The following is a 26,687-nucleotide window of genomic DNA, read 5'->3' on the forward strand; positions in this document are numbered from 1 at the left end:
TCGGTTTTAGTGGCAGCACTGTGCGTCCGGTGTGCCTGAAATCGTTTGATTATTGCATTTGTGCCATCAGCTGATTTTTCTGCTGAACATGTTCCGGCGAGGTTGCCTCTACGGTATTCAGTATATCTTTGGCTTTCTCCGGCAGGTGATTGGCAATCAGGCTCTCAGCATAGTGAAGCCCGATTTCAACACTGGCCCGTTTGCTCTGGTACGCTGCTTTCAGGGGCTCAAGTGAAGACTGAGTCTGTCCGGACTTCAGCAGGCAGTAACCATAAGTATCCTGTACTTCTGCAAACTCGCCCGCCAGCTCAAAGGCCTGGCTCGCCGGTTCACAGGCTTTGGCAAAATCGTTCTGATTCATATACAGCCAGGCCAGGTTATTGAGCGCAATAACATTTTTAGGCTCTTTCTCCAGAATGGCCCTGTAATTGGCAATGGCGGCGTCAGGTTCGGCTTTGACTTGTAGCTGCGCCAGTACCAGCACCAGAGGCTGAGCGGCTTCGCCTTGTTGGGTGATGTATTGTTTTAGTACCCTGACGGCATCATGAGTTTGTTTGTTTGCATCGTAAGCCAGAGCGAGGTCTTTGACGGTCGTGATGCTGGGGTAACGCTCGTAACGCTGCTTTTGTACATCCACAGCCTGAGCCGTTTGCCCGTTACGGGCATAAAGCTCGCCTTGCAGACGTAAATAATAGGCAGTGGTTTTTACGGCATCATTCTGTTTATCCAGAATGGCCTGAGCAGCTTGATACTGAGTGTCTTTCAGCAGCAAACCGACTTTCATCAGGTTAAAGCCGGGTTGGTCTACGAACAGTTTTTCGGCTTGTGAGGCTGTTTTGATCCCTGTGTCATACTCTTTGTTCATCTCACTCAGCTGAATGGTTCTGATATACGCATCCGGATTAAGCCGGTCGCGTTTTAGCCATTCAGTTGCTGCGAGTTGCGCTTTTCGGTAATCGCCGGATTTGAAGTGTAGCAGGGTAGCTAGACTGAAACTTTCGGCACTTTGTTGTACCGGAGTCAGACTCTCAAGAACCTGCAGACCTTTTGAGTAGTCATTCTGGCTGGCATAACCACGCGCCAGAATCATTTTCAGCGGCACGTCATTGGGCGACTGTTTGATTTTTTGTTCATAAAAAGCCAGCGCTTCCGGCAGCAGTTTGGCTTCTGTCGCAAACTGGAACAGGTTCCTGGCGATCACGAAGTTTTCCGGAGACTGCTCAGCCAGAGCCAGTGTATGGCGATAGGCATCTTCAGGTTTTCCGGTCAGCATTTCCAGCTTGTAAAGGGAAAGCAATGCCGTCAGGTTTTTCGGTTCGAGTCCGATAGCTCGCTCAAACTGTTTGGCGGCGAGGGGGTAATCTTTTTTCTTGGTGGCGATGTAGCCTTTCATGATGATGGCACTGACTTGATTAGGTTCTGTGCTCAGCCAGTCATTGACGATAGTCTCCGCCTGAACGATGTCACCTTGCTCAAGGTAGTAATACGCCAGACCCAGATTCGCCTCGGGTAAATCCGGTTGGACTTTCAGGATATTCTGAAGATGAGTGACACCCTGAGCTTCTTTATTTGCCAACTGCATCAGGCTTAACGTGAGGGACTGATTTTGTGTGTCGGTGCTGGCTTTGGATGCGAGGCTGAGTGCGTCTGTGCGACGGCCGATTTTGGCAAACTCCAGACTCATCTGATTCACAAATTCATTGTTTTCTTTGAGTGATAAGTCAAAGTTATTCAGCGTCTCCAGTGCCCCGTCCATGTTGCCTAGTTTGAACTGGGTTGAGGCGTACAGGCGGTTGATCAGGTGATCTTTTCCGACAAAGGGAATGACTCGGGCGAAATATTCGTTGGCCTGTTCAAACTGATTACGTGAGTATGCGGTTACCCCGGCAATGACAAACACCCCGATACTTTGTGAGCCATTTTGTATCGCCAGCTCAGCATGGTTTTGCGCATCCTGATAATTGCCGTTGGCATAATCGATACTGGCTTTCAGCTCGTTGGCCAGAGGGTGGGTAGGGGATACCGTCAGAATTTCATCAACATAAGTGTTTGCCTTGGTGTACTGCTCGTCTCTGACCAGAGCCTGAGCCAGAAACAGCATATAGTGTTTCGCCTGGGGCGATAGCGTCACAGCCTGCAAATAGCTTTCTGCGGCACGGCTGAATCGGTTGCTGGCCATCTGAATGTGGCCAGTTGTCAGCCATACATCGCTGTTTTTGGGAAAATGCTGAGTCAGTTGTAACAAGATTTCCAGCGCATCGTTTAACCGTGATTGCTCGGCCAGCAGTCCGGCATAAGCCAGCGTGGTGTAAAGGCTGCCATCATTGGCATCATCTTCCATTGCCAGATTAAGCGCCGCTTTGGCTTTTTCTTTCTCGCCATGTTGCAACAGCACCATGGCATGGATGGCATGAATGTCGGCCAAGGCTGAACTCAATTGGGTTTTTGCCTGGGTACTTAGTTCATTCAGGGAGAGCAAGTCACTTTGCCCCAGCAGGGCGCGAGCCAGAAGGGGCTCAATCAAATCGGGATTTTCACCGTATTTCAGGGCCCGCCGCAGTTCTTTTTCAGCGCCCGAGAAATCTCCGCGTTGTAAATACAAATCACCCAGTAAATACCGTGGCTCACCCAATTGCGGAGACTGCTGAATCGCATTTTTCAATTCGATGATGGCAGCACTGTATTCCTGCTTGGTAATGAATTGTTTGGCATTTGCAATATGGGTATCCGGGTCAATGTCGTTACAACCCGCTACTGAAACTGCCATCAGGCAGCCGGCGATAGTCGATAAACTTCGGTTTGTGATGAATTTGCTCATTGATATCCCGTCCATGACAAAAAAACACCTCATCAACAATCATAGACTCAGATTTCACCGTGAGCGGAGAAATGGCCGGAGAATCAATGATCACTCTTGCAGCCCAGTTGCTATGCTTGATGAGGAAACTGCTGGATAAGCAGTGCCCGTTTTCGAGTTCGTAAAACAGAGGTGCCAATGGACAGGCCGGTGAGTACGTGCGTTAAGAATAAGCCACAAAAAAGTACCATATCCTGTGAGGTGTTTTTATCGCCGGATCGTACCTGGTTGCAACACGCGTGGCAGAGCCTTGAAGAGCGGTGCCATCCCGTCTTTTTTTTATCATGGCATTGGATCGGTTGCTGGCTTGACTGCTTCGTACGCCACTTTTACGTCATTGAAGCCCGTATTGAGGGCAGGACGGTCGGGCTGGGGGTCATTGTCAGTCCTCAGGGACGTCCGTCCAGATTTCATTTTGCAAAGCAATATTATTTGCACCGAACCGGCGATGATTCGCTGGATCAAATCTGGATCGAATATAACGACTTTCTGCTGGAACCAGCAGTCGCAGATGCAGTTCGGGAAAAAATGCTGGCCACCTTGATGGCAGAAGTGGTCGGTGACGGGGTGTTATCTGTTGGCGCCTGCTACCGGGACACGTTCACATGTGCTACCCCCGATCTGGATCGTCATCAGATTTGGGCAACAAGCGCGTACTCTGTGGATTTTACGGCATACCGGGCCAAAGGCCTGACCCCTTCGCAGGCGCTTTCCCGCAGCGCCCGGTATCAGATTCGTCGCAGCCTGCGTGAGTATGAATCCCTTGGCCCGCTGACGGTCACCCAAGCCCTTACGGTCAAAGACGCGCTGTGCTTTTTTGAGTTGGCGCGTCCATTGCATATAAAACGATGGGGAAGCCAGCCCGGTCAGAGCGGATTTGTGAATGACGGCTTCAGGCAATTTCATCAGACCCTGATCTCTCGGGGCATTGAAGACGGCTCTGTCGCTATTTACAAGGTGATGGCAGGCCAGACGCTGATATCGGTTATGTACAATTTTCACTGGCAGAATCAGGTGTATTTTTATCTCTGTGCCTTGAACTATGAGATAGAAGGCTGCCACAGCAAACCGGGCTTAGTTTCTCATTACTTATTGATTAACGATGCGTTTGAACAGGGTTTTGACGGATACGATTTCATGGGTGGCTTTTCAAGATATAAGAAAACGTTCGCCAACCACGAAACCGAGCTGGCAATTTACCACATCCGTCAGAACCGACTGCGTGTCCGACTGGAACATACCCTGCGTGCCATCAAGCAGCAGTTTGTGACAGACGAGCAATCCAGCGCATCGCATCCGGATTAACAGGGATTTGTAAGAGGTGAGGTATGAACCGGGCAGAACGACATCCATTCAGAGCGTTAGTACTTGGTGATGACACTCGCAGCTTCCTGTCTGTTGTGCGGTCTTTGGGTAAGGCCGGGTATGATGTTCATGTGGTTTGCTTTGATCGAACCAGTCCGGCACTGGCGAGCAAATACATTACGACTGCGAAGTTTTACAACTACCAGGCTTACTCACAACAGGAATGGCAGGAAGCCGTATTTCGCCTGATTGAGCGCTACCAGTTCGACATTGTGCTGCCGTGCGACGAGCGGGCTATGTATCCCTTATGGCAGAACAGAGAAAAGCTGCCGGCACACACACGCCTTGCCGTTGCTAACGAGCAGGCGATGGAGGTGCTGTTTGATAAGTGGAAAACCAAGCAGGCAGCGTTGGAGTGTGGGGTACCGGTTGCAAAAGGAAAGCTGGTGAATCTGGCTGATTCGTCTTATCAGGCACTGGCGGAAGAATTTGGCGAGCGCTTTGTGATTAAACCGCTCCAGTCATTTAAAGAGCAGGCATTAAGTCGTCGTCAGAATGTAGCTATCGTCAGCAACTGTAAAGAATTTGGACAGTTGGCTGCGGGCTCTGAGCCAGTCATGGTGGAGGCGTTTTTTGCCGGTTTTGGCGAAGGTGTTTCCGTCTTTGCGGTTAACGGCAAGGTGCATGCGGCTTTTTCCCATCGCCGTGCGGCAGAGCCTGAACGAGGAGGCGGCAGCTCTTACCGGGTGAGTATTGCCAATGACCCCGAACAACTGGCCGCCGTCGAGGCCATGTGTCAGGCCACGCAGTTTACCGGGGTGGCGATGTTCGAATTTCGCCGCGGATTACCGGAAAAGCAGGAGCAGCCATCGGCATGGATCCTGGTTGAAGTGAATGCCCGTTTTTGGGGCTCACTTCCTCTGGCTGTTTTTTGCGGGATGGACTTCCCGGCATGGTATGCCAATTACCTGATGATGGGCACTTTGCCGTCTGATGATCAAACACATTATCGGAGTGGCTACTATGCCCGTGCACTGACGGCAGATTTGTACGAGTTGCGTCGGGAAATGGCCAGTTGCCACGGCAAAACCCGTGTGCTGAAAAAGCTGTTCTCCCGACTGGCAGATGGCCACCGGCTTCTGCTGGGTAAAGAGAAAATTGACAGCTTCTCGCTGACAGATCCACTCCCTTTTGTCCGGGAAGGCGTGAAAATTGGTGCTGAGTTGGCCGCGGCGGTTACCCGACGGTTCCCGGTGTTGCTGAAAGGACGTTGTCTGATAACGCGTTACCGGCTGAAGAAGCTATTTCGGAGCAATCCGCACCGCCGGATTCTGTTTGTTTGCTACGGCAACATCATGCGCAGCCCCTTTGCTGAACAGGTCTGCCGCCAGGCGGTCGAACAGCTGAATACCGGCAGTGGTGTTGAATCATTCGGGTTTCACACCCCTGAAGATAGGCAAAGTCCGGCGGAGGCACGACAGGCCGCGCTACAACTCAACTACAACCTTGAAGATCATCGTTCCAAATGCCTGAGGCAGTGTGATCTGGAAGACAGCGACGTGGTGTTTATTTTTGATGAAAAGAACCATGCCGTCATCACTGCCAGCTATCACGTACCCAATGCTTTTTATCTGAGTGATTTACAGCCGTTCTGGAACCGGACCGCCGGTGAAGTCGCCGACCCGTACGGGCTGGGACTGGAGGGCGTGAGAAACTGTTACCGTCAGATTGAGCAGTGTATTTCACGCTTATCGAAAGACATCATCAGCAAGGGAGGGGCTTATGAGCGCTAAATTGGCTGTCGTGATTCATGCCGAAGAAGAGTTTGACTGGAACGGAGGATTCTGTCGCTTCAATGACAGCGTGACTCACCATCAGGAACTGATCGTTTTAATTCGGGAAATGCTGCAAATCGGCGCAAAAGTGACGCTTGCGATGGATTACCCGTTTGTCACCAGTGCCGGTGGTCAGCAGGTTATTAATACCTTCCGTGATCAGGCTGGCGAGGCGATTGAGTTTGCTGCCCATCTTCATCCCTGGGTGAATCCGCCCTATCTGGAGACCGGGGAAGATGGTGTGGCCAGTGAGCTGGAATCCTATCCCGGAAACTTATCGGCTGAACTGGAATTTGAAAAAATTCAGGTGTTGTCTCATGCCATAAAACGGGAAACCGGTTTATCTCCGGTTACTTATCTGGCTGGCCGGTATGGCATTGGTCCGAATACGCGGTGTATTTTGCAACGGCTGGGCTACCGTGTGGATTTGAGCATCAGTGCGTTCAGTAATTTTACCCATCAACAAGGGCCGGACTTCAGTACGTTCAACAACCGTATGTTCCAACAAGATCAGATAACGTATCTGCCGCATACCTGCAGCCGCATGTCAGCGTTTCCCTGGGCAAGTAAAACGTTGAATGATCATCCCACGTTACTGAGGGGGCAGGACTTCACGACCAGAGTGGTACGTAAAATGCTTGGGGTAAGAACATACCGCTTGTCACCGGAAGGGGTGCCGTTGAAAGATTTAATAGCGGCTGCCAGACACCAGTTAAAGCTTGGTCACCACCAGTTGGTGTTGTCGTTTCATTCGCCAACCGTAAAGCCGGGGATGACGCCTTATGTCTCGTCGGCGGATGAATACCAGACATTCCGCGCTACGACACTGGACTTTATCGAGTGGTTTAACCGGTTGCCCGACAGCGAAATGTTTTTACCAGCCAGCCTTGCGCATCATGGAGGATGTTATGCCTAACACACTATCTCCGTTTTTTTCTGTCATCATCCCCACGCGAAACAGACCAGACCTAATGGCTGTGGCATTGAAATCCGTCTTAGAGCAGGACTTTACCGCGCTTGAGGTTGTTATCGTCAATGACGGAAGCGATCAACAGTATTTGCCACACTATGACGCGATTGTAGCTCAGGCTGATGCGCGTGTGCGTTTTTGCTCGCTGGTACAGCGTCAGCAGGGGCATGGCTCAAGCTATTCACGTAACCATGGTGTTGCTATCGCCAGTGGTGAATATATCTGTTTTCTGGACGATGATGATTACTGGACGGACAACGGCTATCTGAGCCGAGTGTATAAAAACCTGACACACGATCCGCAGGCAGACTTATATTTTTCGAATCAGAAAGCGTTTTTCTCTAATGGAGAGCAGAAAACAGGCTCTGTCTGGATCGAGGATCTCCGGGATTCGCTGGAGCTGGCAGAGCAACCAGATGGGAGCGCTTACCCTGTCACGCTGGAGCAGTTGATTACCAGCGATGGTTTTGCGCACCTTAATTGTTCTGTTTATAAAAAGGCGTTTTTTCACCAGATTAACGGATTTGATGAAAACCTGCGGTACGAAAGTGATCGTGATTTATATATCCGTGCGATTGACGCCGCCAGGAAAATCTACTTTGACCCCCGTTTTATGGCCTACCACAACATTCCGGACAAATCGAAAGCGGATAACGTGTCGACATTGGTTTCTACGCTGGAGAAGAAGCTCTTTCAGCTGCGAATTTATGACAAGGGCATTATCAGCAGTAAACACGATGCGATGGTTGAATATTGCCTGTATGGCAAGAGTGTTCAGTTGAAAGTCATTGCGGAAACGCTGCATCAACAACGCGATGCTCACCGCGCGGCATATTATGCGTGGCAGGGACTGGCAGCCAGATTCACGGCGAAGTGGCTGCTTTTTTCTGTGTACCTCTCATGCCGGAAACTATTTCAGCGCAAGGACAAATGGGTATTGAGCGAAAAAGGAGTTTGATCATGGAAGCATTAAAAGACGCGATACAAAAAGTGCGGCTTCTCGCCCCTAAACAGCATGTGCTGTTAATCAGCCATATGCGTGCCAATACCAGTCTGGTCGGGCACCTGATTGGCAGCCATGAAGACATTTCCGGCTATTACGAAATGCATATTGGGTACTACAGCTGGAAAAGTCTGATTAATCAAAAGTTTTTGTTTCATGAGCAGAACAGGACCGAGCCGGTAACCGATTTTTATTTTGATAAAGTGCTTCATAATGAACATTTTACAAGCCGCGACGTCTTGTGTCGGGATAATGTTAAGCTGCTGGTAGCGCTGCGGGAACCGAAGGCGACAATCAAAAGTATTGTGAAGCTGTACAGTGAGAAAAATCCGGAACATCCTTGTGCATCGCCAAAAGGGGCCGCGCAATATTACCTGGACCGGGTGCGTTATATTACTGATCTAATTCTCAGCCTTGGTAATGACCAAAACTATTATTACTACGATGCGGACGACATTATCCAACATCCCAAACGCGTGCTTGGCGAGATGAAAGAGTTTTTGGGAATCGATCGTGCATTTGAAGCCACGTATCGTAAGTTTGAAAAAACCGGCCACCGGTTTGCCGGTGACTCTTCAGAAAACATCCATGCAGGCGTCATTGTGAAAAAATCACCGGATAGCTCTGTTCTCGACTTGGACAATGAGTTGTTGATGAGCTGTCAGGATGCCTATCATCTCTGCCGTGAAAAGCTCATCCAGCATTCATGGAAGGCGTGACGGCTGAAAACAACGGGCACTGTCGTAAATGGCACCCAAGTAGGCGGTGCCATTTTTTATGGGGTTGCCACAGTAATCGGAAAAGTTACCTGCGCTCCGACGGGCATTCACGGAATGATCCAACAGGGGTTCCGGGTTCACCAGGGTAAAATCACCGGACTCTGGCGCGGCATACACCGCCTTCAGGGAATTCTTGCCTGTCCAGTAGGACAGCGGGGCGATGAAGTTGTTGGTCTGATGGCTGAGTGCGCCGTCCCTTTCCCGGATTTTTCCGTTCATGACATTGTTGTACACCTCGGCCTTTGACTGAGGAAAACGTACATCGATGCCCGCGGTGTGATACAGAATATTATTGTTTATCGTGACATCTTTAGCCGTTTGGCTGTATATCCCGACATCATTGCAATGCAGAATAATATTGTTGCGCATTACCGCCTGACTGACTTCAAATTCAGCCTGATCCCGGCGCTGTTTCTGATGCATACCGCCACCGCCGAAAGAAAGGCCAACCCGACTTCCGGGATACTGGGTCTGACTGGTGTTACAAATGATCAGATTCTGTTCAAACACGCCGTGCAGTGAGCCTCCTTTCATATAAGCCCCGTAGCTCACTTTATTGCCACCGGTCTTGATGAAATCATGAATGAGGTTTTGTCTGACTTTCCAGCCGCTGCCATGGTCGAGATTAATCGGGGTTACCGAGGCATTGGTCTCTCGTGGCTGATGCATGCCGAAGCGGTTCCTTTCAATAATGCCATAATCCGGGAACTGTCCTTTCAGCTGATTGACCTTAATCGCAGCATTGAAATCATAAAACTGGTTGTTACGAATTATGGTGTGGCTGGCTGCCCCGACAATATGCAAGGCATGGTCGCAGCGGGAATGTTGCGCGCAGATACCCTGAAAGTTGATGCCTTCAATGTACCAGTGAGGCTGATCAATCATAAAGCCTTCCAGTGAATCGAGTTTGAGCGTTACCCCTCCCGGTGTTTCAGAGCGTAAATAGATCGGATTGGAGGCTGTCGGGCGGCTCTGGCTAATGGCAAAGCGTTTGCCGCTTAGTCGGTATTCGCCATCTGAAATCACGATAGCCTGCCCGGGCTGAGCCTGTTTTATCGCTAGCAGCAATGCATTGGCGTCACTCACGCGTACCGTTTCGCGTGGCTGGAATTCGTCTGTGGAAAAGGTTGTCGCCGGGCCGACAGTCGGCCAGCGCTCAGGGGTTATTTCGGGAATGAACGTTGCCGGAAAATAATCTGCAGCGGTGACATTACTGACGAACCCGCTCAGCAACGAAGAGGCCAGGGGGATGTGGGGTTGTAGCCGAGCAGACAGCGAATGTATTGCTTGAGGAAAACTGGGGCTTTCCAAAAATACCGTGGTTACTGCTTTATACCCGACATACAGAAAGGTGGCATTGGCAAGAATCCCGCAAACCAGCAGGTATTTTTTAAAGAATGCTTTCATATATCAAATCCCTGATACGCATGCTGTCAGTTCTTGCATAAGTATGGGCTGAGATATGGACAGGGCACAAAAAAATATTAGTGACTAGAAATTAAATTGGGGGTTCTTTTGTTCTGTGCCATGCTTATTTGAAATGGCTTGACCGACATTCACCATGAATTCAGCAATTTGTTTCTTTCGAACGGAGGCATTATGAAAGAAAAGCGAGCTGAAATATTTAACAAATTTATTCAATGGTATGGTCGTGGCCAGCACAAAAAAGTATTTTCCGGCCTGGTAAATGCAAGGCATTACACCATTTACTGGTGAGCAAGGAGTCAGGGATGGCTTTTTCAGAACGCGATGGCTTAATGCAGGGAGCAAAGTGGGCACTGATAGCCAACTGGTATGCCCGCAGTATCGGCCTGGTCAATACCATTATCCTTCTAAAACTGCTTAAACCCGAAGATTTCGGCATCGCCGCGCTGTCCACATTCTTTGTTTCATTATTTGCCGCTTTTTCCCATGTCGGCATCGGTCACTTTGTCATCAGTTCAGACTCTATGTCTAAACAGGAACTCGACAGCATCTGGTCGCTGGGTTTGGCCGTCAAATGTGTTTCAGCCATATTGCTTTTTTTCTCCGCCGGGTTCATTGCTGACTATGTCAATAAACCCGAAATGGAGGCGGTTATCCATGTTGTGGCAATTTTGCCGCTCATTTCCGGGCTCAGAAATGTCGCACTGGATGTGGCCGAAAAAAATTACCACTTTAAGCGTATTCTGGCAGCAAACATGATTGGTAAAACAATAGGTACTGTTGTGTCTATCATGCTGGCTATTTACCTGGAGTCCTACTGGGCGCTGATTATCGGGGTAATAGTGATTGCGCTGTCTGAAACCGTCATGGGTTATATCCTGTTTCCTTACCGGCCACGGCTGACCGCCTCGCACTGGTCAACGCAATGGACATTCTCAAAATGGCTCTATTTATCCGCTATTTTTGGATACATGCGATCGCGCATTGATGTGCTGATATTGGGGAACATCGTCGACAGCCGCAGTATCGGGTTATACAACATCGCCACGGAATTTGCCTGGCTGCCTTTTATGCAGCTGGTGGGACCGATGAATCATGGTTTTTTTGCAGTGGTGTCCCGGGTACAGAACGAGGTGGCTGATTTTTATTACCGCATAGTGAAACAGATGAGTCTGAATATGCTCATTTTAGTGCCGTGCGGGATTGGACTTATCGCCATTGCTGAACCTTTCTCCGGTATTGTGCTCGGCGAAGAATGGCGGGATGCTGCGCCGCTATTGCAATGTATGGCGGGGTTAGTGATTGTCATGTCTTCGCATGGCTTGATGTGCTCCATTCTCACGGTCAAAAAGCAGCTGAAAGTCATCATTGCTTCAGACGCCATTATCATTGTGTCCATTTTTGTTGTGTTCACGACATACCATGATGCCGGGATTGAGCAACTGGCTCAGCTCAGGTTTGCCATTGGTGCAGGTTTCTTTCTCTGGCTGTTGATGCTGCAACGGTTTGTTATTGGCATTAAAGCGCATGATTTACTGTTCCTGTATCTGACGCCGGCGGTTTCTGGTCTTGTCATGTACCTGATGGTGGTCCAGACCATGGCGATGTTTCCGTCAGAGATGTGGCAGCTCTGTGCGGGAGTGTTAACCGGCATGGTTGTCTATATCCCTTGTATGCTGCTGCTGGCTTACAGTTTTCGTCGCTGGTTTCCGTATTACTGGGAATGTTGTGAGTTCGTGCTTCGACTGATCCGCAGAAACCGACCGGCAATGGCGGTGAAAGGAGGGTGAATGGAATCCCTGTTGTTTTTGTTTTTCCTGGTGCTGTTTGTCTGGATTACCTACCTTTCTTTTCAGGATGATCAAAAAGGCGATGGCGAATGAGAGACATCATTTTTTTCTCTGTAGTCTGTGCATTGTTGCTGTTTGCCGTTCGGCGTCCATACATCGCCGTATCGCTCTGGCTTTGGACGGGGATTTTTGTACCCGCTTACTGGCTTTATGGGTTTGCCAAAGGCCTCAGTTTTAATTCCCTGTTCGCACTGCTGACCATTCTGGTTTATATCGTTTATCCCCGAAAGGATCCGGTAAAAATAACCACCACGTTTGTTATTACCTTCCTCTTTTGTTTGCACGTTACCATTACCAGTATCACCACCGTTGCCTTGCCAGATTTTGTCTGGAGCGAGTGGGTCAAGTTTTTCAAAATTGTCCTGTTAATGGTCTTTATTATTCTGATTATTCGTGACCGGAATCATTTCAAGTACCTGTGTACGGTTTTTGTGTTTTCGTTGGGGGTAATGGGGGTGATTGAAGGGCTGAAATTCTTTTCCTCGGCAGGTTCCCATCACATTAAAGGCCCGGACAACCACATTCTTTCCGATAACAATCACTTCGCCCTTGTGCTGTGTATGATTATTCCCATCACTATTTATCTGCTGTCGCAGTACAAGGAAAAATATATCCGCCTGACGATGATTGGCGTGCTGGTGCTCTGTGTGATGTCAATTCTGGGCACACAGTCACGGGGAGGATTTATCGGCCTGAGCTGCATCAGCTTTTTCTTCTGGATGCGCAGCAAACGTAAGCTGCTCACCATTGTCGGGTTTTTAATTGTGGCTGCGGTGGCATCACAATTTCTGACGGATAAATGGTTCAATCGGATGAATACGATTGAGAATGCGGATCAGGATGGCTCTTTCATGATCCGGGTGAAAGCCTGGAAGATGTACACCTTGATGGCCATGGAACGGCCGTTAGTCGGAGGCGGATTCAGGGCAATGCAGCACGGTCATGTCTGGCGGTCAGTTGCGCCGAATTTTTCGAAACTGTCCTTTATTAAATCCCCTGAACCCGGAGAAAAAGGCTGGGCCGCCCACAGTATTTATTTTCAGGTGCTGGGTGACCATGGTTTTCTGGGGCTGTTTCTGTTCCTGTGCGTGATTGCATCGGCGATTTTTTCGCTCCGCAATATCATGAAGAAGGTTCAAGACATTGAAGGTGCCAGGTGGCAAGCGGAATTAGCAAAGATGATGCAGCTGTCCATTATCGCATTCTGTGTCGGGGGCGCGGCATTATCACTGCCATATTTCGAGGTCATCTGGGTGTTCATTGCGATGACTATCGCTCTGAAAAACTCGGCCCTGGCATCGGTTGCAGCCGAAACGCAACGGAAAAAAGCCCAGAAACCTGACCAGGAAGCTATACCTGCCCCAGCGATGTCGGGTAACGCAGGCAGACAGTATATGAAGTGAAGGAGCCCGCCTGGCGGCGGTTTGCAATTTACGATGCATATTTGCTGTGGCGTTTCAATTTGGTCAGCTATTGCCCTGAAAACCGGGCAAACTAGCGGCGGTAAAACTGGTATTTTTCTTGCGTTAACCCTGGTACTCAACCACGCTTAAATTGTTGTATTTATTTGTGGTTGTTATCACTGGTTTGTCTGTAACGGGCTGGCTGATGCTAACTGGCGATGGCCCCTATTAATGGCTCTTTATTGGACGACTGCTTATTTGACGACAGGAGGCCTGTTCCATGATAGTCAGATCGCGCTCACCGCTTCGTCTCGGGCTTGCCGGGGGAGGCACAGACCTTTCACCATATTGCGACCGATATGGCGGCTGTGTACTGAATGCAACAATTGATATGTATGCACACTGTACCATCGAGATGGATGAGGCATTCAGTTATGCGTCATTTATCGCTCAGGATCTTAACCGACAGGTGGATGTTGATCTGACCGGTGCGATACCGCTTGAGGGCGACCTCATGCTCCACAAAGCCGTGTATAACCGGGTGGTGACCCAGTTTAATCAGGGACAACCGCTTCCTGTTAAGGTTTACACCCATTGCGATGCGCCTCCGGGCAGCGGGCTCGGCTCATCGTCCACACTGGTCGTAACTATGATCAGCGCCTACCAGAAATTACTGAACCTGCCTTTGGGTGAATACGACATTGCACAGCTTGCGTATGATATTGAACGTATTGACTGCCAGCTGTCCGGTGGGCGCCAGGATCAGTATGCCACCACGTTTGGCGGGTTTAACTTTATGGAGTTCTACGACAATAATCGGGTTCTGGTCAATCCGCTGCGCATTCGGCGTTCTATCCTCAATGAGCTGGAGTCACAGCTGATGCTGTACTTTACCGGGGTGTCTCGTTCCTCTGCCAAGATTATTGATGATCAGGTCAGAACGACCAACAGTAACGCAGAAAAGCCACTTCAGGCGATGCATGATGTGAAAAAACTGGCATTTGAGATGAAAGAGCGTCTGCTGCATTCAGACATTTCAGGTATGTCAGATTTGTTCCGTTCGTCCTGGTTGGCAAAGAAAGCGACGTCGAATTCTATTTCCACGCCATTAATTGAACAAATCGAAGATCGAGCCATGAGTGCCGGCGCGAAATCTCTCAAAATCTCCGGTGCCGGTGGTGGCGGATTCATGATGCTGTTTGTCGATCCACTCAAACGCCTCGCCGTTGAATCAGCGCTGGCCGATCTGGAAGGGTCAATTCATCCGTTTAAGTTTACCCAGGAAGGAACACAGTCATGGAAGGTTTAAGCTATTTTACGCACAGCATTGCTGATTCAATGGCCGTTAAACAGCGCTTGCTGGAATCCCCGGCAGTGATGAGTACCCTTGCGGATGTGGCCGAGCTGTGTCTGGCGGCTTATCGCCGGGGAAACAAAATCATTCTGGCCGGTAACGGCGGGAGTGCGGCTGACGCGCAGCATATTGCCGCCGAATTTGTCAGCCGGTTTAATTTTGATCGTCCGGGGCTGCCATCACTGGCACTGACGACCGACACCTCGATTCTGACGGCTATCGGCAATGATTACGGTTTCGAAAAGCTGTTCGAACGTCAACTTCAGGCAAACGGTCAGCCGGGTGATGTGTTCATCGGGATTTCTACATCGGGTAACTCTGCCAATATTTTACGCGCGATGGAATATGCCCGTGAGCATGACATCATTTCAGTGGGTTTGGCCGGGCAGGGCGGAGCTATTCAGGAAAGCTGCGATTACTGTATCAGTGTGCCATCCGGTGATACGCCGAGAATACAGGAATGCCACATTTTGATTGGTCACATGATTTGCGGGTACGTTGAGAAGGAGTATTTCTATGACCGACCATGACGATGAAAGAGACGTGGTTGCCGTCGTGCTTTGCGGCGGTTTGGGCACCCGATTAGGGACTCTGACTCAGGAAACCCCTAAGCCCATGATGGATGTCGCCGGGCGTCCGTTTATCGAGCGGGTGCTCGACAATCTGGTGGAACAAAATGTCAGTCGGATCGTGCTGGCAGTCTCCTACCTGAGGGAAATTATTCAGGCGCATTTTGGTGATACTTATCGCAATGTGCCGATTGACTACAGTGTGGAAGATAAGCCCTTGGGAACGGGGGGCGCGATTGCTCATGCTATCTGTTCGCTGGGGCTGGAAAATAAAACCCTGCTGGTTGTGAACGGGGACAGTTACTGTGAGTTCGACCTCAATGGCATGTACAAGCAACTGACAGACGCAGATATTGTCATGGTGACAAAATACCTCTATGACACCAGCCGTTACGGCACGACTCAGTTGGATAACCGGGGTTATGTCACCGGGTTTCAGGAGAAAAAACAGAGTTTCTCCGGATATATCAATGCCGGAATTTACCTGCTCAGAGCATCAATTTTCAGTCGGGCACCGGAAGGTAAATTTTCTTTTGAACAGACCTATCTGGAGCAGGCAGCAGATCGCCATATCTGCCTGGCGAGCCAAATCTCGGACAGTTATTTTATCGATATCGGCATTTTCGACGATTATAAGCTCGCGAACGCGTACTTTAGTCAGCATGACCAGATGCATTTCAGTTAACACTGTGTCATGGGGTTATGCTGAGTCATGGGATAGCTCTGCGTCATGGGATAACTCTGTGTCATAGCATGTACCCACTTACATTCCCCAAACTATGCCACCAGACCCGCGGCTATCTTCTGAGAGGAAGATAGCCGCTTGGCGTTTATTACTACATGCAGGGGATGATGGACACCGTAGTAGATGCTGGTGGGCATAGTGAAGTGCAGGCATGTGTACTCTGTGTTCTGTATAATCCCTTAATTATGAACCTGCGTTATAAATGGCTTCATAGGCACTCACCATGGCTTTCTCGCTGAAGTGTTGCTCTATATGGTCACGGGCCCGCTGGCCCATAGCGATTGCTGCCGGTTGCTGGTGATAAAAGTGCAGGAGCTCGCGGGTTAGAGCCGGCTGATCGTTTGACGCAATACCACAGCCGGTTTCACCGGGCAAAATGACCTCAGAAATTCCTCCCACTGTGGTCACAATGTGTGGCAGAGCCATCGACATGGACTCAAGCAGTGTAAGGGGAATCCCTTCGGCGATGGATGTCAGCACGAAGGCATCAAAGCGGGCATACTGGCTGCGCATGTCAGTCTGACGTCCGGCAAACTCAATCTGAGCATTGAGCGGGCCTTCCGCGACCATGGCTTCAAGATGAGCGCGCTGGTCGCCATCGCCGACAATGATGAGTTGCGTTTGTTGGGCAAAGTCCGGGCTTTCAATGCAGGCCTGCTGATAGGCTTTGATCAACAGGGGCTGGTTTTTCACCGACTCCAGTCGGGCGACGTGACCAAAGGTGAACCGCTGCCGCGGCTCGTGGTTGGCTGTTGGTGAAAAGTGGCAGGCTGTTGGTGAAAAATAGCGGGTGTTGATCCCGTTACGGATGAGCTGGAGCTGGCGGGGGCGTATGCCTACATCGTTTTTCAGCCAGCGATACAGATCATCAGAGACGGCAACCAGACGATGGATACCGAGAGCACAGAGTTTGCGCAGGTACTGATATTTTTTGACCTTGCCATATGGGTCATACGTATCCCGCCCATGTTCGGCATGAATACGCACCGGTACCCGAGCCAATGCGGCAACAAGCTGGAACTCGATTGTCGCTAGATTATAGGTATGCACCACATCCGGCTTCAGGTCGGTAAGCAACCGGTACATTTCACCATACAGTTTTAAGCTGTTTCCCGGCGATTTGTTTAATGCCATCGTGGTGACGTCCTGCTCAAGCTGCTCCACAATATCGCCCACGGTGGTCAGACTGATGATGGTGTGTTGATAAGCTTCGCCCATCTGGTTGATGCAGTTGACGATCAGCTTTTCCAGCCCGCCAATGTGGAAACCATACACAATGTGAACCACTTTCCTGACCATCGTTTAGCTCCTTGCCTGTGCCTGAGATCGTGGGTGGGGGGATATTTATAGCCTTTAGTCGTTATCCGCCAGTCTGGCTGCTGAGCAGCGTAGGTTCGGTGCGGGACAGGTACTGTTCAAAAAGACGCACAATCTTCTCGCCATTTTCGGTCCAGGTCAGTTGTTTGTCATTGATTGTCTGACGAGCGGCCAGACGCAACCTGGCTTGCTGCTCCGGGTGCTGAATCAAAAATTCGATAGCATTGATCATGGCATCCATGTTTCCGTCCTGAAACAGTAAGGCGTTGTGACCATGCGCCAGCAGCTCTTTAATATTGTCGGCATCCGGGGCCACAATGGCCTTGCCGCAGGCCAGATACTCAATCAGTTTGAGTGGTGAGCACCAGGGGGTCACCGCAGGCTGAAGCGCAATATCTATCTGCGCCAGCCAGCGTGGCATGTCGTCACGCGGGACTAATCCCGGCAGGTGAATCTGGTGGTTCAGGTTAAGTGCCTTGGCTTTTTCTCGCAGTGCAGGCAAGACCGGCCCGTCTCCTACGACCAGCAAATGCAAATCGGGGTTATTCAGTTCGGCAATTTTATCCATCACGGCATCCAGTCGGTGCCACTCACGGCAGAAGCCGACAAAGCCTATTACGGTTTTTCCCTCAAAATCGGCCATTCGGGCGGGTTGGCTTTCGGCGGCGAACAGCCCGGCGTCAATGCCATTGGGTATGACGGTGATTGATTCTTGGCGTACGCCAGCTTCATCTAGGTATCCGGCCAGCACATGGCTGACAGGCAGGACGTGGTCAGCATTACGCCAGGCATAGTATTCTGACCAGCGCGCCAGCATTGGCAAAGCAATACCGGTATAGTCATTGCGTTCCTGATAGAGGGGAGAATTGACCTCCAACAATAATGGCAGGCCGTACAGTTTTTTGGCCCAGATACCGGATGGCAAGAACAGGTTATAACGCTCGTAAATCACATCGGGTCGGTGGGTTTTAATTGCTTTTCGGAGTTTGTAAAAATCGAGAAAGCTGTAGCCAAATTCCAGCAGTTCAGCCATGAACCCCGGTAAGGTGCTTCTGAGTCTGGAGACCCATCCCCCGTTGTCTCCAAAATCGGTCTTTTCGCTGATTTCCGGGGCAACCAGAATAATCTCGTGCCCTTGCTGTTTTAAGACCTTGATGATGGCATCAATATGAACAAACTGTCCGTCTCGGGAAGCTACCCGGTGGTGGTACAAAATTTTCATAAGCTGGCTTCCTTGTCGTGCTCTGTCTCAGATCGGGTGTGCCGAATTGAAGGCGCCGGTAACGGGGGGTTACGGCCGGAGATAATCTGCGTGAATAAGTGGTAGAGCAAATCAGACGTATCATCCCAGGAAAATTGTTCTGCATATTGTCGGGTTTGCTGACGGGACGGACGGTGTGCCAGAAGTTGGCACAGACCTTGGGCGATACTGGAACTGTCACGTTCTACCAAGACGCCAGCTTCCGGCGCGCTTACCACTTCCGGTGTGCCCCAGATGTTGGTGGCGACGACCGGCGTGCCACACGCCATTGATTCCAGCAGAACGTTGGCCCAGCCTTCCCGGCTGGATGCTAGAACAGAAATATCGCTGGCTGCAAAATAGTCCGCCAGTACGCTTTGGGAAAGTCCACCGAGGAAGGTGACCCGTTCAGCCACGCCCAGTTGTGTTGCCAACTGGCGTAATTTGCGTTCATCCGGGCCGGTTCCGGCAATTAACAACAGCGCATCGGGTATCTGTGAGAGGGCTTCTATCACCAGATGATGACCTTTTCGCTCTACAAGCAACCCCACAGAAATGATGACAGGCCGATCTGTAGGCAGTTGTAACGACTGACGTAACGCCGGTTGCGCTATTTCGTCGACGCATCGGAATACATTTAAGTCGACACCGTTGCGTGCTGTTGTTGTTCGCGTCGGGTCAGCGCCATAACCTATCATGGCCTGGCGGAGTGCTTCACACACGGCTAGGTTATGCTGAGAGTGTTTTAAAACATGCTGAATTTGCTGTAATGGGCGAGGATAGCTGGGTATCAGGTTGATATCGGTTCCCCGAGCCGTCACGGTAAACGGCAGGCGTAACGATTGTGCCAGAGCATGAATAGCGACCCCGTCCGGGAAAAAATAGTGCCCATCAATGAGATCGAACTGCTCGCCCTGAGCCTGTAAACGGCCAACCTGATTTTTCAGGCTGTGCGCCAGCGTGTAGGGGGTCAGATTCATGCCGATTTTGGGAATTACCAGGTATCTCGGATGGTACACCTTAATACCGTAGCGGGTTTCCATGTCGGGTACCGCGGCATACCGGCCGTATGCACCGAATCGGGCATGACGAAACGGAAACCAGGGCACCGGAGCGATGACGGTGGCCTCGACATCCGGGTATCTCAGCCGCAGTTGGCGTAACCGGTTTTCAATAAAGACACCGTGCTTAGGATCTTCGGCGTTCGGGTAAAGAGTGGTAATGGTCAATAGTTTCATCAGCGCTGCCTCACCATAAACTGTGCGAACATCAGCAGGCACCAGAGAGAGGCACCGTGATCGCGATACCCTGACTGATGATCCGCAATCATTTTCTTCAGAACATCGACATTGAAAAAGCCGCTGTCGCACATCTGTTCAGACAACACGTTCTGAATCAGCATAGGCTTCAGGCTGGTTCGCAACCATTCGGCAAGCGGAATACTGAATCCCATTTTCGGCCGGTAGAGAATGTCGTGACTGACATGGTTTTCGAGTGCTTTTTTGAAGGCATATTTTCCTTCTGTACCACGGATATTGTCCCGGCTGTCTATTTGGTAGGCCCATTCAATAAATTCGTGATCCAGCAAAGGCGCACGTACTTCCAGGCCATTGGCCATACTCGCCCGATCCACTTTGGTCAGAATGTCCCCGACCAGCCATGTCTTGATATCCAGATACTGTATCTGTTTCAGCGGATCATCGGTCGGCAGGTGCCGGGTGTAGGACTGCAGCAACTCCAGTCCGGTATAGCCGTTGAGTTTCTGGCGGTAAGAGGCGCTGAACAGTTGTCGCCGCTCATCAGCGCGCAGTTTGGAAATCGAGTTTGCATAGCCTTCCACCATGCTCATGGCCAGTGACTGAAACGTGGTTTTGGCCCGCAGAGGGCGAGGAGCCCAATCTGCCTTGGGGTAAAGGTGTCCGAGAGAGCCAAACAGTGGTTTACGAATCGGACCAGGGATGGCATCCCGCAGTTTCTGCTCCGCAAGGTGCATTCGGTGTCGTCTGTAACCACCGAAAATTTCATCTCCACCGTCCCCGGATAATGCGACTTTGACATGCTGGCTGGCAAGCTGGCACACCTTGTATGTGGGTAGGGCAGAACTGTCTGCGTAAGGCTCGTCATAAATCGCCGTCATCAGCTCAACCAGGCTGATATCGTTCGGGCTGATGATATGTTGATGGTGGCGGGTGCGGTAACGGTCTGCTATTTGCCGGGCATAGTCGCTTTCATCATACGCTTTCTCATCAAAGCCGATGGCGCAGGTGTTGACGGGGGCATGTTGTAGCTGTGCCATTAAAGCCACTATGGCACTGGAGTCGACGCCGCCGGACAGGAAAGCGCCGAGAGGCACATCGGCGATCATACGAACGGCCACGGCTTCTTCCAGTTTTTCCAGCAGCGCTTCCTGGGTTTGTTCCCATGACAGTATGTTTGACGGTGCCGCTAAATCCCAGTATTGGCGGGGGTGAATGTGGCTGCCGGGAGTCAGCGTCAGGGTGTGTCCGGGGTTGAGTTTAAAAATGTGCTGATATGCACTGAATGGTTCAGGAATATACCCGAACATGAAAAACTCTTCGGCCATTTCCGGACGCAGTGTTGTGTCAATGTCCGGATGCCCGAGCAGCACTTTTAACTCGGAGGCAAACAAAAACTGGCCGTTACGGGTCACGGTATAAAACAGCGGTTTCTTACCCAATCGGTCTCTTGCCATGAACAGGGTTTGGCGATTAGTGTCCCATAGGGCGAAGGCGAACATCCCCCGAAAGCGTTCTACACATTGTTCCCCCCATTCTTCCCAGGCATGCACAATCACTTCGGTGTCACTGAGAGTCCGAAATTGGTGGCCTAGGGTCATCAGCGTGTCTGCCAGTGACTGAAAGTTATAAATCTCGCCGTTAAAAACCACCACCACGCTGTGATCTTCGTTAAACAGCGGTTGGTGGCCTCCAGAAAGGTCGATGATGGACAAGCGGCGATGGGCCAGTGCGGTGTTGCTGTCGAAGAAATAGCCTTCATCATCTGGGCCTCGGTGGCTTTGCAGACGATTGATCCGTTTCACTAACTCTTCATCGATCGGAAACGGCTGGCGCAGGTTAAAAATCCCTGAAATCCCACACATATCGTCCTCTCCTTTTGACATTAACGGGTAGCTGAGCTGTTTCCTTGTTGGCTTTATGCCGGTTTTTTGCAAAAGCTTATTGCCAGAACTTGCTACAAGCAGTTACGACAAGGGGTTACTGCATGGGATTACTGCAAGTTTTCTGCCATAACGTCTGCTTCGGCGTTGGTTGCCGCCGACCAGAGTCGGGCAAAGTGAGCCGCCTGCTGATCATCGGAACTGGCAATGGCAAAAACATCGGCATATCCGCTGCCGCCGCGGATCAATTGACCGGCTTTGTACAATTTGATGGTGAGCGGATCGCTGCTGCAGAACTCACTGATGCAGTACCAGTAAACTACCTGCATTGTGTCACCCCGCTGATTGGTCAGTGACAGGGTTGCGGCCGAAGTGTCAGTCTGCAGTGAAAGTTGTCCGCTACGTTGTATCGCCCATTTCTCTTTATCAAACAATTGATTATCACTGCTGATAAGTTCGCCTTCAGGTTGCCACAGAGCGTAACGGGCGGTATACAGCAGCGCGTTGCCGTTAGTGCTGACAGCCAGTTTGGCTATAGACGCATGCGGAAATTGAATGCCCCACAACTTTTCCATCTCAAGGGATGTCGCTGGCTTTGTGTCCGGAGGTGAGGGGAGATGACTGACAGATTGTGTCACGACACTGCCGGCCAGCAACGGTGACGTGTCTGTCACCGGATCCGGCACGGCTGTCATGCTGCGTCCCCAAAGTGCAAAGCATAATAGTAATGCGGATAACAACCCGATTGCTTTAACCGGCGAGGTGCCGCTGGGGTGAGGCTGCGGAGAAACGGTCTCTTGCTCACGCTGTTTGTCCGCAAACAGGCTGGCAGTCAAATAAATGCACAGAATGACCAGACTGAAGAAGACCCAGCCGTACACCAAATGATCGGCACCGGTAGCGTGTTTCATGTCAGACAGGTAGCCGATGAGAATAATGCCGTAGGCACGGATACCGTTGGCAATGATCGGGAAAATAAAGGAAAACCCGACAAACAAAATTCGCTTCCAGGGTTTTGTGAACTGGAGATAAGCAAATAAAGTACCCAGAGCCACGCTGGAAATCAGAAAACGAATACCGGAGCAGGCTTCGGCCACAAAGAACTGGCCGTTGGGAATGGTCAGATACCAGCCGTCCCGGTATACCGGAATCCCCGATAGTTGCAGAAAGACAATGCTTAAATCGGCGGTCACGGTTTGCAGTGAAGGAATCAGCTCTTCGCCGAACGGAATGCAAAATGTCAGGTAAGCAATCGGGAACCACATTACTTTTGCTCGGGGCGTGCCGAGCATTGCCCACAGCAGAAGTTGCAGGCTGAAAATGGCGGCTGCGTGCTCAAACAGCGCGACTCCGCCGGCTTTACCGACCAGCCAGAGCATACCGGGAATCGGCATCAGGAGAATGGGTAACCAGGCTACATCACGAGGCAGTTGACTGATTTGCTGGCGATGTTGCCAGGCAACCCACAGGCTGATGGGCGCAATCAGATAACCATGCTCATAGGTTTTGGATTGCCCCCATACGGTAGCCATGTCCATCAGCGGCGCATAGAACACCAGTCCCCAGCAAAAGATGGGGAGTAACACTAACAAGGGTTTGTTCTGTCCCATGGTCACCTCTTCTTAATACCTTGGCTACAGTTCCTGTGCTTCTTTGACCGCACAGCCGGGCGGATTGGTATTCGTACCATCTCCCCTCAAACCTTCATGGCGCTGTGTGGCGGGATCATACTGGGTCGCCAGAGAGGGCGAGTCCAGGTAATCCAGCAGCGGGCGTAGCTTGGCTTCCCAGCTGAAGTGCTGCTCTATCCAGTTGCGTGATTCACTGGCCACAATATGGGGCTGGTTGAGTTTGTTGAGCAGCCATTGGCTAATCACATCAGGAGAATCAGCAACTTTCAGTTGCGATGTCGGGTAATCTTCCATGCCCTCAATGGTCAGAGAAGAAACAACAACCGGTTTCGCCATCGCCATGGCTTCCAGCATTTTATTCTGAACGCCGCGTGCAATTTGCATGGGAGCAATCGCTGCTTTGGCATATTTAAGGTAGGGGCGCACATCTTCCACCCGACCGGTGACCACGACGCCGGGTTGGTTATTGAGTGCAGTCACTTTCGGGCCCGGCGAACTGCCAACCAGATAGACCTTGGCGTTCGGTTCGGCGGCTCTGACTTTGGGCCAGACCTCACGGCAAAACCAAATCACGGCGTCTTCGTTGGCCCAGTAGTCCATTGCACCGGTAAAAACGATGTAGTTTTCACTCACAAGCGAATAGCTCTCGCCCAAATGGCAATCCGCCTCGGGCGAAAAAAAGGCACTGTCGAGCCCATTTTCCAGCGGATGAATTTTGTTCCGTACCGCTGTGGGTAACATGGCTTTGAATGCGTCGGTTTCAGTCTGGGTGACAAAGCAACTGACCTGAAAGGCTGCGGCAACCGCCTGTTCGTAAGCTGCCAGAGTGCGGTGCTCCCGCTGATAAACGGCCTGCATGATCCCCTGAGTCTTGTCGGCATACTGGCGCCACTTATCCGAATCAATATCGGCAAAGTGCATCACGGTGTGCAGGTCTTTCTGGTGTTTCAACACATACTGCGCCATGCACCCTGAGTAGAGAAATGCCTTGCGGATAGCGTATTTTGCAATGGTTTGGTCAACCCAGGTCTGCATGTGAGCGCGCGCGTAAAAGGGAACCGTGATGGGTTGTCCGGTCAGCAGGGCAGTGAGTCCCTTTATCTGGCTGTATCGGCGCGACAGAGGCATGATATGACAGCTGGCGCAAAACTGCGCCACATCTTGCTGATACTGTTTGTCAAACGCGTCATCCACAAAACAGCCTAAATGAATGTCAAAATACCGGCTGAGAAATTTCAGGATATTGTAAGTGGTAATTTTATCCCCTTTGTTCGGCGGAAAAGGGATGCGGTGACAGAGATACAGTAACGGCTCTTTCATAACAACTACCCCAGGTATTTTGACAGCAACGGGCCAAGGCGACGGCTCAGGCTCAGTGGCAGCTTCTGCCAGAGCTGAATAAAGTAACGGTATTTCGGGTTGTTCGGTGACAGATTCGGCAGAGCCTGAGCTTTGACCAGGGCCACCCGATAGTTCAGTGGTGTTTCTTCCATGCCCCAGTGCTTTTTGTATTTGTAGGATCCCGAATTATTTTTACTGCGTCCGAAATCAAACTGACGAATCCCTTTCTGATGGGCAAGCTGCATCAGCTGGAAATACATGAAGTCGTTACTTTTCAGATCCCGCGCATCAAGTGTGCCACCGCCATAGTAGGGCAGCACTTCGCCTTTGTAGTAAAAACTCAGCACGCCGGACACCGGCGTCTGCGCGTGATCCCGGATAATCAGTGTTTCACATTGCTCGCCGAATTGCTGTTTCAGGCTGGTGAACAATTTGTCTGAAAAAACCGGTGTGCCGAGATTGCGTACGCTTTCTGAGTACAGGTCGAAACATTCTGCCGGGTTATCGCTATTGTCCCAGCTCAGCGCATTTTTCTGCGCGTGGCGAATCACTGCACGCTGCTTGCGCTTGATAGCGGTCAGAATTTGCTCCGGATCGTCCGGTAATGTGCATCCGAAGGAGGTGTGATGGCTATGGGTCACCCAGGGACCTTTGCTTTCGACCGGATTGCGATCGCGCAGCTCGACATAGTCTACCTTCAGATCGCAGCCCAGCTCATAGGCCGCTTCTTCCAGCTTCTCACGCACGGAATCACTGTCAGCCAGCGCGCCGCCGTAGACGCAGAAAGGGGTCGACACCAGTGAATGCCCAAACAGCCAGCTTTTCTGCTCAAAAAGGGGCAATACCCCCACCACCTGTTTATCCTGCTCTGCCAGCATGTAGTGATGGCGATGGCCAAACACAGACTGAATTACATCGAGCCAGCCGGAGAGGTGAAAAAAGCTGCCTTGCGGATGGGTGTCGACGTACTTATCCCAGGCATTGTGCTCGGTAGGCGTTAACTTCCGTATTGATAGCGTTTCCATGATCGTCCTGCCCGTCTAATTGATAAACATTGCTGATCGTGTTCCATTCAAAATCCTGAACCAGTCGCGACAGCTTGCGTTCCATTCGGTGTAAGTTGATGTAGTGACGAAAGCGCGATTTGGCTGACAGCCCTGAGGGACGAGGCTGAGCCGGATCTATCTCCCAGGGGTGAAAGTAAAAACTGTATGGCTGGCCGGTTTCCTCGATGTAAGCTTGAATCAGGTATCGGCTGAGCCGATAAGGGTAAAATCGGAAATATCCGCCGCCGCCGATGGGGACATTTCGACCCCAGCGGGTGAGGGTCGGAATTGGGATTTCAACAATCCCTTCTTGTCGGACATGTTTGAACCTGGGCCAGTCGGGGACGCCATACAGATCGTGCTTAATCGGGTAAGTACTGCTGGTAAACTGAAAGCCCAGCTCTTGCAGTACGTCAAAGGCCCACTGGTTTGACTGGTCTATGGAAAAGCTCGGGGCGCGATAGCCATTAACGGCCTGGCCGGTCAGGTCTTCCAATAGATGCTTGCTGCGCGCCACATCGTCCCGGAATACATCCGGCGATTGGCGGTTTGCGTGCTGGTGGGCAAAGCCGTGACTGGCAACTTCATGTCCCTGCCGATGAATGGCTTTCACCAGCTGCGGACAGGCATCAGCGACCCAGCCGAGAATAAAAAAAGTGGCTTTTACGTTGTACCGGTCGAACAGTTCCAAAATTCGATGCGTGTTGGCTTCGACCCGAAGCGGGTATGTGGTTCCCCATTCGTGGCGTTTTACCACAGGTGAAAGAGCCGCAACCTGGAAATAGTCTTCCACATCGACAGTCATTGCATGACAGCGAGGCTGAGCGGGAGTGGCGTCTTGTCGGGTCGAAATATCACGGGCATCGAATGTTTGCATA

At 50.9% G+C, this 26,687-nt stretch carries 20 protein-coding genes; 10 read left to right on the forward strand and 10 right to left on the reverse strand.

The window, feature by feature from the left end:
* Positions 1-49: 49 nt before the first annotated feature.
* Complete coding sequence (gene prsT, locus PGW97_RS05715; protein ID WP_273859187.1) at positions 50-2,818, reverse strand: XrtA/PEP-CTERM system TPR-repeat protein PrsT; 2,769 nt, start codon at positions 2,816-2,818, stop codon at positions 50-52.
* Between the two features lie 471 nt (positions 2,819-3,289).
* Between prsT and PGW97_RS05720 the strand changes: the two genes are divergently transcribed.
* From PGW97_RS05720 to PGW97_RS05740, 5 genes are read left to right on the forward strand one after another with little or no spacing between them, the layout of a single operon-like run.
* Entirely contained in the window at positions 3,290-4,162 is an 873-nt protein-coding gene (locus PGW97_RS05720; protein WP_273859189.1) for a GNAT family N-acetyltransferase, read from the forward strand.
* Between the two features lie 23 nt (positions 4,163-4,185).
* Positions 4,186-5,955 (forward strand): arsenate reductase/protein-tyrosine-phosphatase family protein, encoded by a 1,770-nt coding sequence (locus PGW97_RS05725; RefSeq protein ID WP_273859190.1) that lies wholly within the window; start codon positions 4,186-4,188, stop codon positions 5,953-5,955.
* The gene (locus PGW97_RS05730) at positions 5,945-6,913 is read left to right on the forward strand and encodes a hypothetical protein (protein WP_273859193.1); all 969 of its coding nucleotides are present in this window, start codon (positions 5,945-5,947) and stop codon (positions 6,911-6,913) included. Before PGW97_RS05725 ends, PGW97_RS05730 begins: the two co-directional genes overlap by 11 nt.
* Entirely contained in the window at positions 6,906-7,925 is a 1,020-nt protein-coding gene (locus PGW97_RS05735; RefSeq protein ID WP_273859194.1) for a glycosyltransferase family 2 protein, read from the forward strand. Before PGW97_RS05730 ends, PGW97_RS05735 begins: the two co-directional genes overlap by 8 nt.
* A 2-nt stretch (positions 7,926-7,927) precedes the next feature.
* A complete protein-coding gene (locus tag PGW97_RS05740; protein ID WP_273859195.1) occupies positions 7,928-8,689 on the forward strand; it encodes a hypothetical protein in 762 nt (253 codons plus the stop codon).
* Here the strand turns inward: PGW97_RS05740 and PGW97_RS05745 are convergent.
* Entirely contained in the window at positions 8,675-10,156 is a 1,482-nt protein-coding gene (locus PGW97_RS05745; protein WP_273859197.1) for a right-handed parallel beta-helix repeat-containing protein, read from the reverse strand. The genes PGW97_RS05740 and PGW97_RS05745 overlap by 15 nt on opposite strands.
* Before the next feature lie 323 nt (positions 10,157-10,479).
* Between PGW97_RS05745 and PGW97_RS05750 the strand changes: the two genes are divergently transcribed.
* The 5 genes from PGW97_RS05750 to PGW97_RS05770 all read left to right on the forward strand — a co-directional run bounded on the left by PGW97_RS05750 (position 10,480) and on the right by PGW97_RS05770 (position 16,035).
* On the forward strand, positions 10,480-11,964 hold the full coding sequence (locus tag PGW97_RS05750) for an oligosaccharide flippase family protein (RefSeq protein ID WP_273859199.1): 1,485 nt from the start codon (positions 10,480-10,482) through the stop codon (positions 11,962-11,964).
* Between the two features lie 89 nt (positions 11,965-12,053).
* Positions 12,054-13,427, forward strand: coding sequence for a putative O-glycosylation ligase, exosortase A system-associated (locus tag PGW97_RS05755; protein ID WP_207103243.1), 1,374 nt, complete (start codon positions 12,054-12,056; stop codon positions 13,425-13,427).
* 280 nt (positions 13,428-13,707) lie between these two features.
* Positions 13,708-14,736 (forward strand): GHMP family kinase ATP-binding protein, encoded by a 1,029-nt coding sequence (locus PGW97_RS05760; protein ID WP_047884171.1) that lies wholly within the window; start codon positions 13,708-13,710, stop codon positions 14,734-14,736.
* Positions 14,724-15,311 carry a D-sedoheptulose 7-phosphate isomerase gene (locus PGW97_RS05765; RefSeq protein ID WP_047884172.1) on the forward strand — a complete coding sequence of 196 codons (588 nt, stop codon included), beginning with the start codon at positions 14,724-14,726 and terminating at the stop codon, positions 15,309-15,311. Before PGW97_RS05760 ends, PGW97_RS05765 begins: the two co-directional genes overlap by 13 nt.
* Complete coding sequence (locus PGW97_RS05770; protein WP_053061738.1) at positions 15,298-16,035, forward strand: nucleotidyltransferase family protein; 738 nt, start codon at positions 15,298-15,300, stop codon at positions 16,033-16,035. The genes PGW97_RS05765 and PGW97_RS05770 overlap by 14 nt, the downstream gene beginning before the upstream one ends.
* A gap of 243 nt (positions 16,036-16,278) precedes the next feature.
* Here the strand turns inward: PGW97_RS05770 and PGW97_RS05775 are convergent, their stop codons facing one another.
* The 8 genes from PGW97_RS05775 to PGW97_RS05810 all read right to left on the reverse strand — a co-directional run bounded on the left by PGW97_RS05775 (position 16,279) and on the right by PGW97_RS05810 (position 26,686).
* Positions 16,279-17,394: a glycosyltransferase gene (locus PGW97_RS05775; protein ID WP_047884173.1), complete on the reverse strand. Its 1,116-nt coding sequence runs from the start codon at positions 17,392-17,394 to the stop codon at positions 16,279-16,281.
* Between the two features lie 61 nt (positions 17,395-17,455).
* The gene (locus tag PGW97_RS05780; protein ID WP_273859205.1) at positions 17,456-18,634 is read right to left on the reverse strand and encodes a glycosyltransferase family 4 protein; all 1,179 of its coding nucleotides are present in this window, start codon (positions 18,632-18,634) and stop codon (positions 17,456-17,458) included.
* Positions 18,631-19,890: a glycosyltransferase family 4 protein gene (locus PGW97_RS05785; protein WP_273859206.1), complete on the reverse strand. Its 1,260-nt coding sequence runs from the start codon at positions 19,888-19,890 to the stop codon at positions 18,631-18,633. The genes PGW97_RS05780 and PGW97_RS05785 overlap by 4 nt, the downstream gene beginning before the upstream one ends.
* Positions 19,890-21,773 carry an XrtA/PEP-CTERM system amidotransferase gene (locus PGW97_RS05790; RefSeq protein ID WP_273859208.1) on the reverse strand — a complete coding sequence of 628 codons (1,884 nt, stop codon included), beginning with the start codon at positions 21,771-21,773 and terminating at the stop codon, positions 19,890-19,892. The genes PGW97_RS05785 and PGW97_RS05790 overlap by 1 nt, the downstream gene beginning before the upstream one ends.
* Before the next feature lie 128 nt (positions 21,774-21,901).
* Positions 21,902-23,401, reverse strand: coding sequence for an exosortase A (gene xrtA / locus PGW97_RS05795; protein ID WP_273859210.1), 1,500 nt, complete (start codon positions 23,399-23,401; stop codon positions 21,902-21,904).
* 24 nt (positions 23,402-23,425) lie between these two features.
* Positions 23,426-24,742 carry a TIGR03087 family PEP-CTERM/XrtA system glycosyltransferase gene (locus tag PGW97_RS05800; protein ID WP_273859212.1) on the reverse strand — a complete coding sequence of 439 codons (1,317 nt, stop codon included), beginning with the start codon at positions 24,740-24,742 and terminating at the stop codon, positions 23,426-23,428.
* Between the two features lie 5 nt (positions 24,743-24,747).
* On the reverse strand, positions 24,748-25,788 hold the full coding sequence (locus PGW97_RS05805; protein WP_273859214.1) for a FemAB family XrtA/PEP-CTERM system-associated protein: 1,041 nt from the start codon (positions 25,786-25,788) through the stop codon (positions 24,748-24,750).
* Complete coding sequence (locus tag PGW97_RS05810) at positions 25,733-26,686, reverse strand: XrtA system polysaccharide deacetylase (protein ID WP_217392983.1); 954 nt, start codon at positions 26,684-26,686, stop codon at positions 25,733-25,735. The genes PGW97_RS05805 and PGW97_RS05810 overlap by 56 nt, the downstream gene beginning before the upstream one ends.
* Position 26,687: the final 1 nt, after the last annotated feature.

The organism is Photobacterium sp. GSS17 (assembly GCF_028621875.1).
Taxonomy (GTDB): Bacteria; Pseudomonadota; Gammaproteobacteria; order Enterobacterales; family Vibrionaceae; genus Photobacterium; species Photobacterium ganghwense.

Bases quoted from the DNA above. Each gene is read 5' to 3' on its own strand.
- prsT (WP_273859187.1), bottom strand. From the start codon at position 2,818: ATGAGCAAATTCATCACAAACCGAAGTTTATCGACTATCGCCGGCTGC.
- PGW97_RS05725 (WP_273859190.1), top strand. From the start codon at position 4,186: ATGAACCGGGCAGAACGACATCCATTCAGAGCGTTAGTACTTGGTGAT.
- PGW97_RS05730 (WP_273859193.1), top strand. From the start codon at position 5,945: ATGAGCGCTAAATTGGCTGTCGTGATTCATGCCGAAGAAGAGTTTGAC.
- PGW97_RS05735 (WP_273859194.1), top strand. From the start codon at position 6,906: ATGCCTAACACACTATCTCCGTTTTTTTCTGTCATCATCCCCACGCGA.
- PGW97_RS05740 (WP_273859195.1), top strand. From the start codon at position 7,928: ATGGAAGCATTAAAAGACGCGATACAAAAAGTGCGGCTTCTCGCCCCT.
- PGW97_RS05745 (WP_273859197.1), bottom strand. From the start codon at position 10,156: ATGAAAGCATTCTTTAAAAAATACCTGCTGGTTTGCGGGATTCTTGCC.
- PGW97_RS05750 (WP_273859199.1), top strand. From the start codon at position 10,480: ATGGCTTTTTCAGAACGCGATGGCTTAATGCAGGGAGCAAAGTGGGCA.
- PGW97_RS05755 (WP_207103243.1), top strand. From the start codon at position 12,054: ATGAGAGACATCATTTTTTTCTCTGTAGTCTGTGCATTGTTGCTGTTT.
- PGW97_RS05760 (WP_047884171.1), top strand. From the start codon at position 13,708: ATGATAGTCAGATCGCGCTCACCGCTTCGTCTCGGGCTTGCCGGGGGA.
- PGW97_RS05765 (WP_047884172.1), top strand. From the start codon at position 14,724: ATGGAAGGTTTAAGCTATTTTACGCACAGCATTGCTGATTCAATGGCC.
- PGW97_RS05770 (WP_053061738.1), top strand. From the start codon at position 15,298: ATGACCGACCATGACGATGAAAGAGACGTGGTTGCCGTCGTGCTTTGC.
- PGW97_RS05775 (WP_047884173.1), bottom strand. From the start codon at position 17,394: ATGGTCAGGAAAGTGGTTCACATTGTGTATGGTTTCCACATTGGCGGG.
- PGW97_RS05780 (WP_273859205.1), bottom strand. From the start codon at position 18,634: ATGAAAATTTTGTACCACCACCGGGTAGCTTCCCGAGACGGACAGTTT.
- PGW97_RS05785 (WP_273859206.1), bottom strand. From the start codon at position 19,890: ATGAAACTATTGACCATTACCACTCTTTACCCGAACGCCGAAGATCCT.
- PGW97_RS05790 (WP_273859208.1), bottom strand. From the start codon at position 21,773: ATGTGTGGGATTTCAGGGATTTTTAACCTGCGCCAGCCGTTTCCGATC.
- xrtA (WP_273859210.1), bottom strand. From the start codon at position 23,401: ATGGGACAGAACAAACCCTTGTTAGTGTTACTCCCCATCTTTTGCTGG.
- PGW97_RS05800 (WP_273859212.1), bottom strand. From the start codon at position 24,742: ATGAAAGAGCCGTTACTGTATCTCTGTCACCGCATCCCTTTTCCGCCG.
- PGW97_RS05805 (WP_273859214.1), bottom strand. From the start codon at position 25,788: ATGGAAACGCTATCAATACGGAAGTTAACGCCTACCGAGCACAATGCC.
- PGW97_RS05810 (WP_217392983.1), bottom strand. From the start codon at position 26,686: ATGCAAACATTCGATGCCCGTGATATTTCGACCCGACAAGACGCCACT.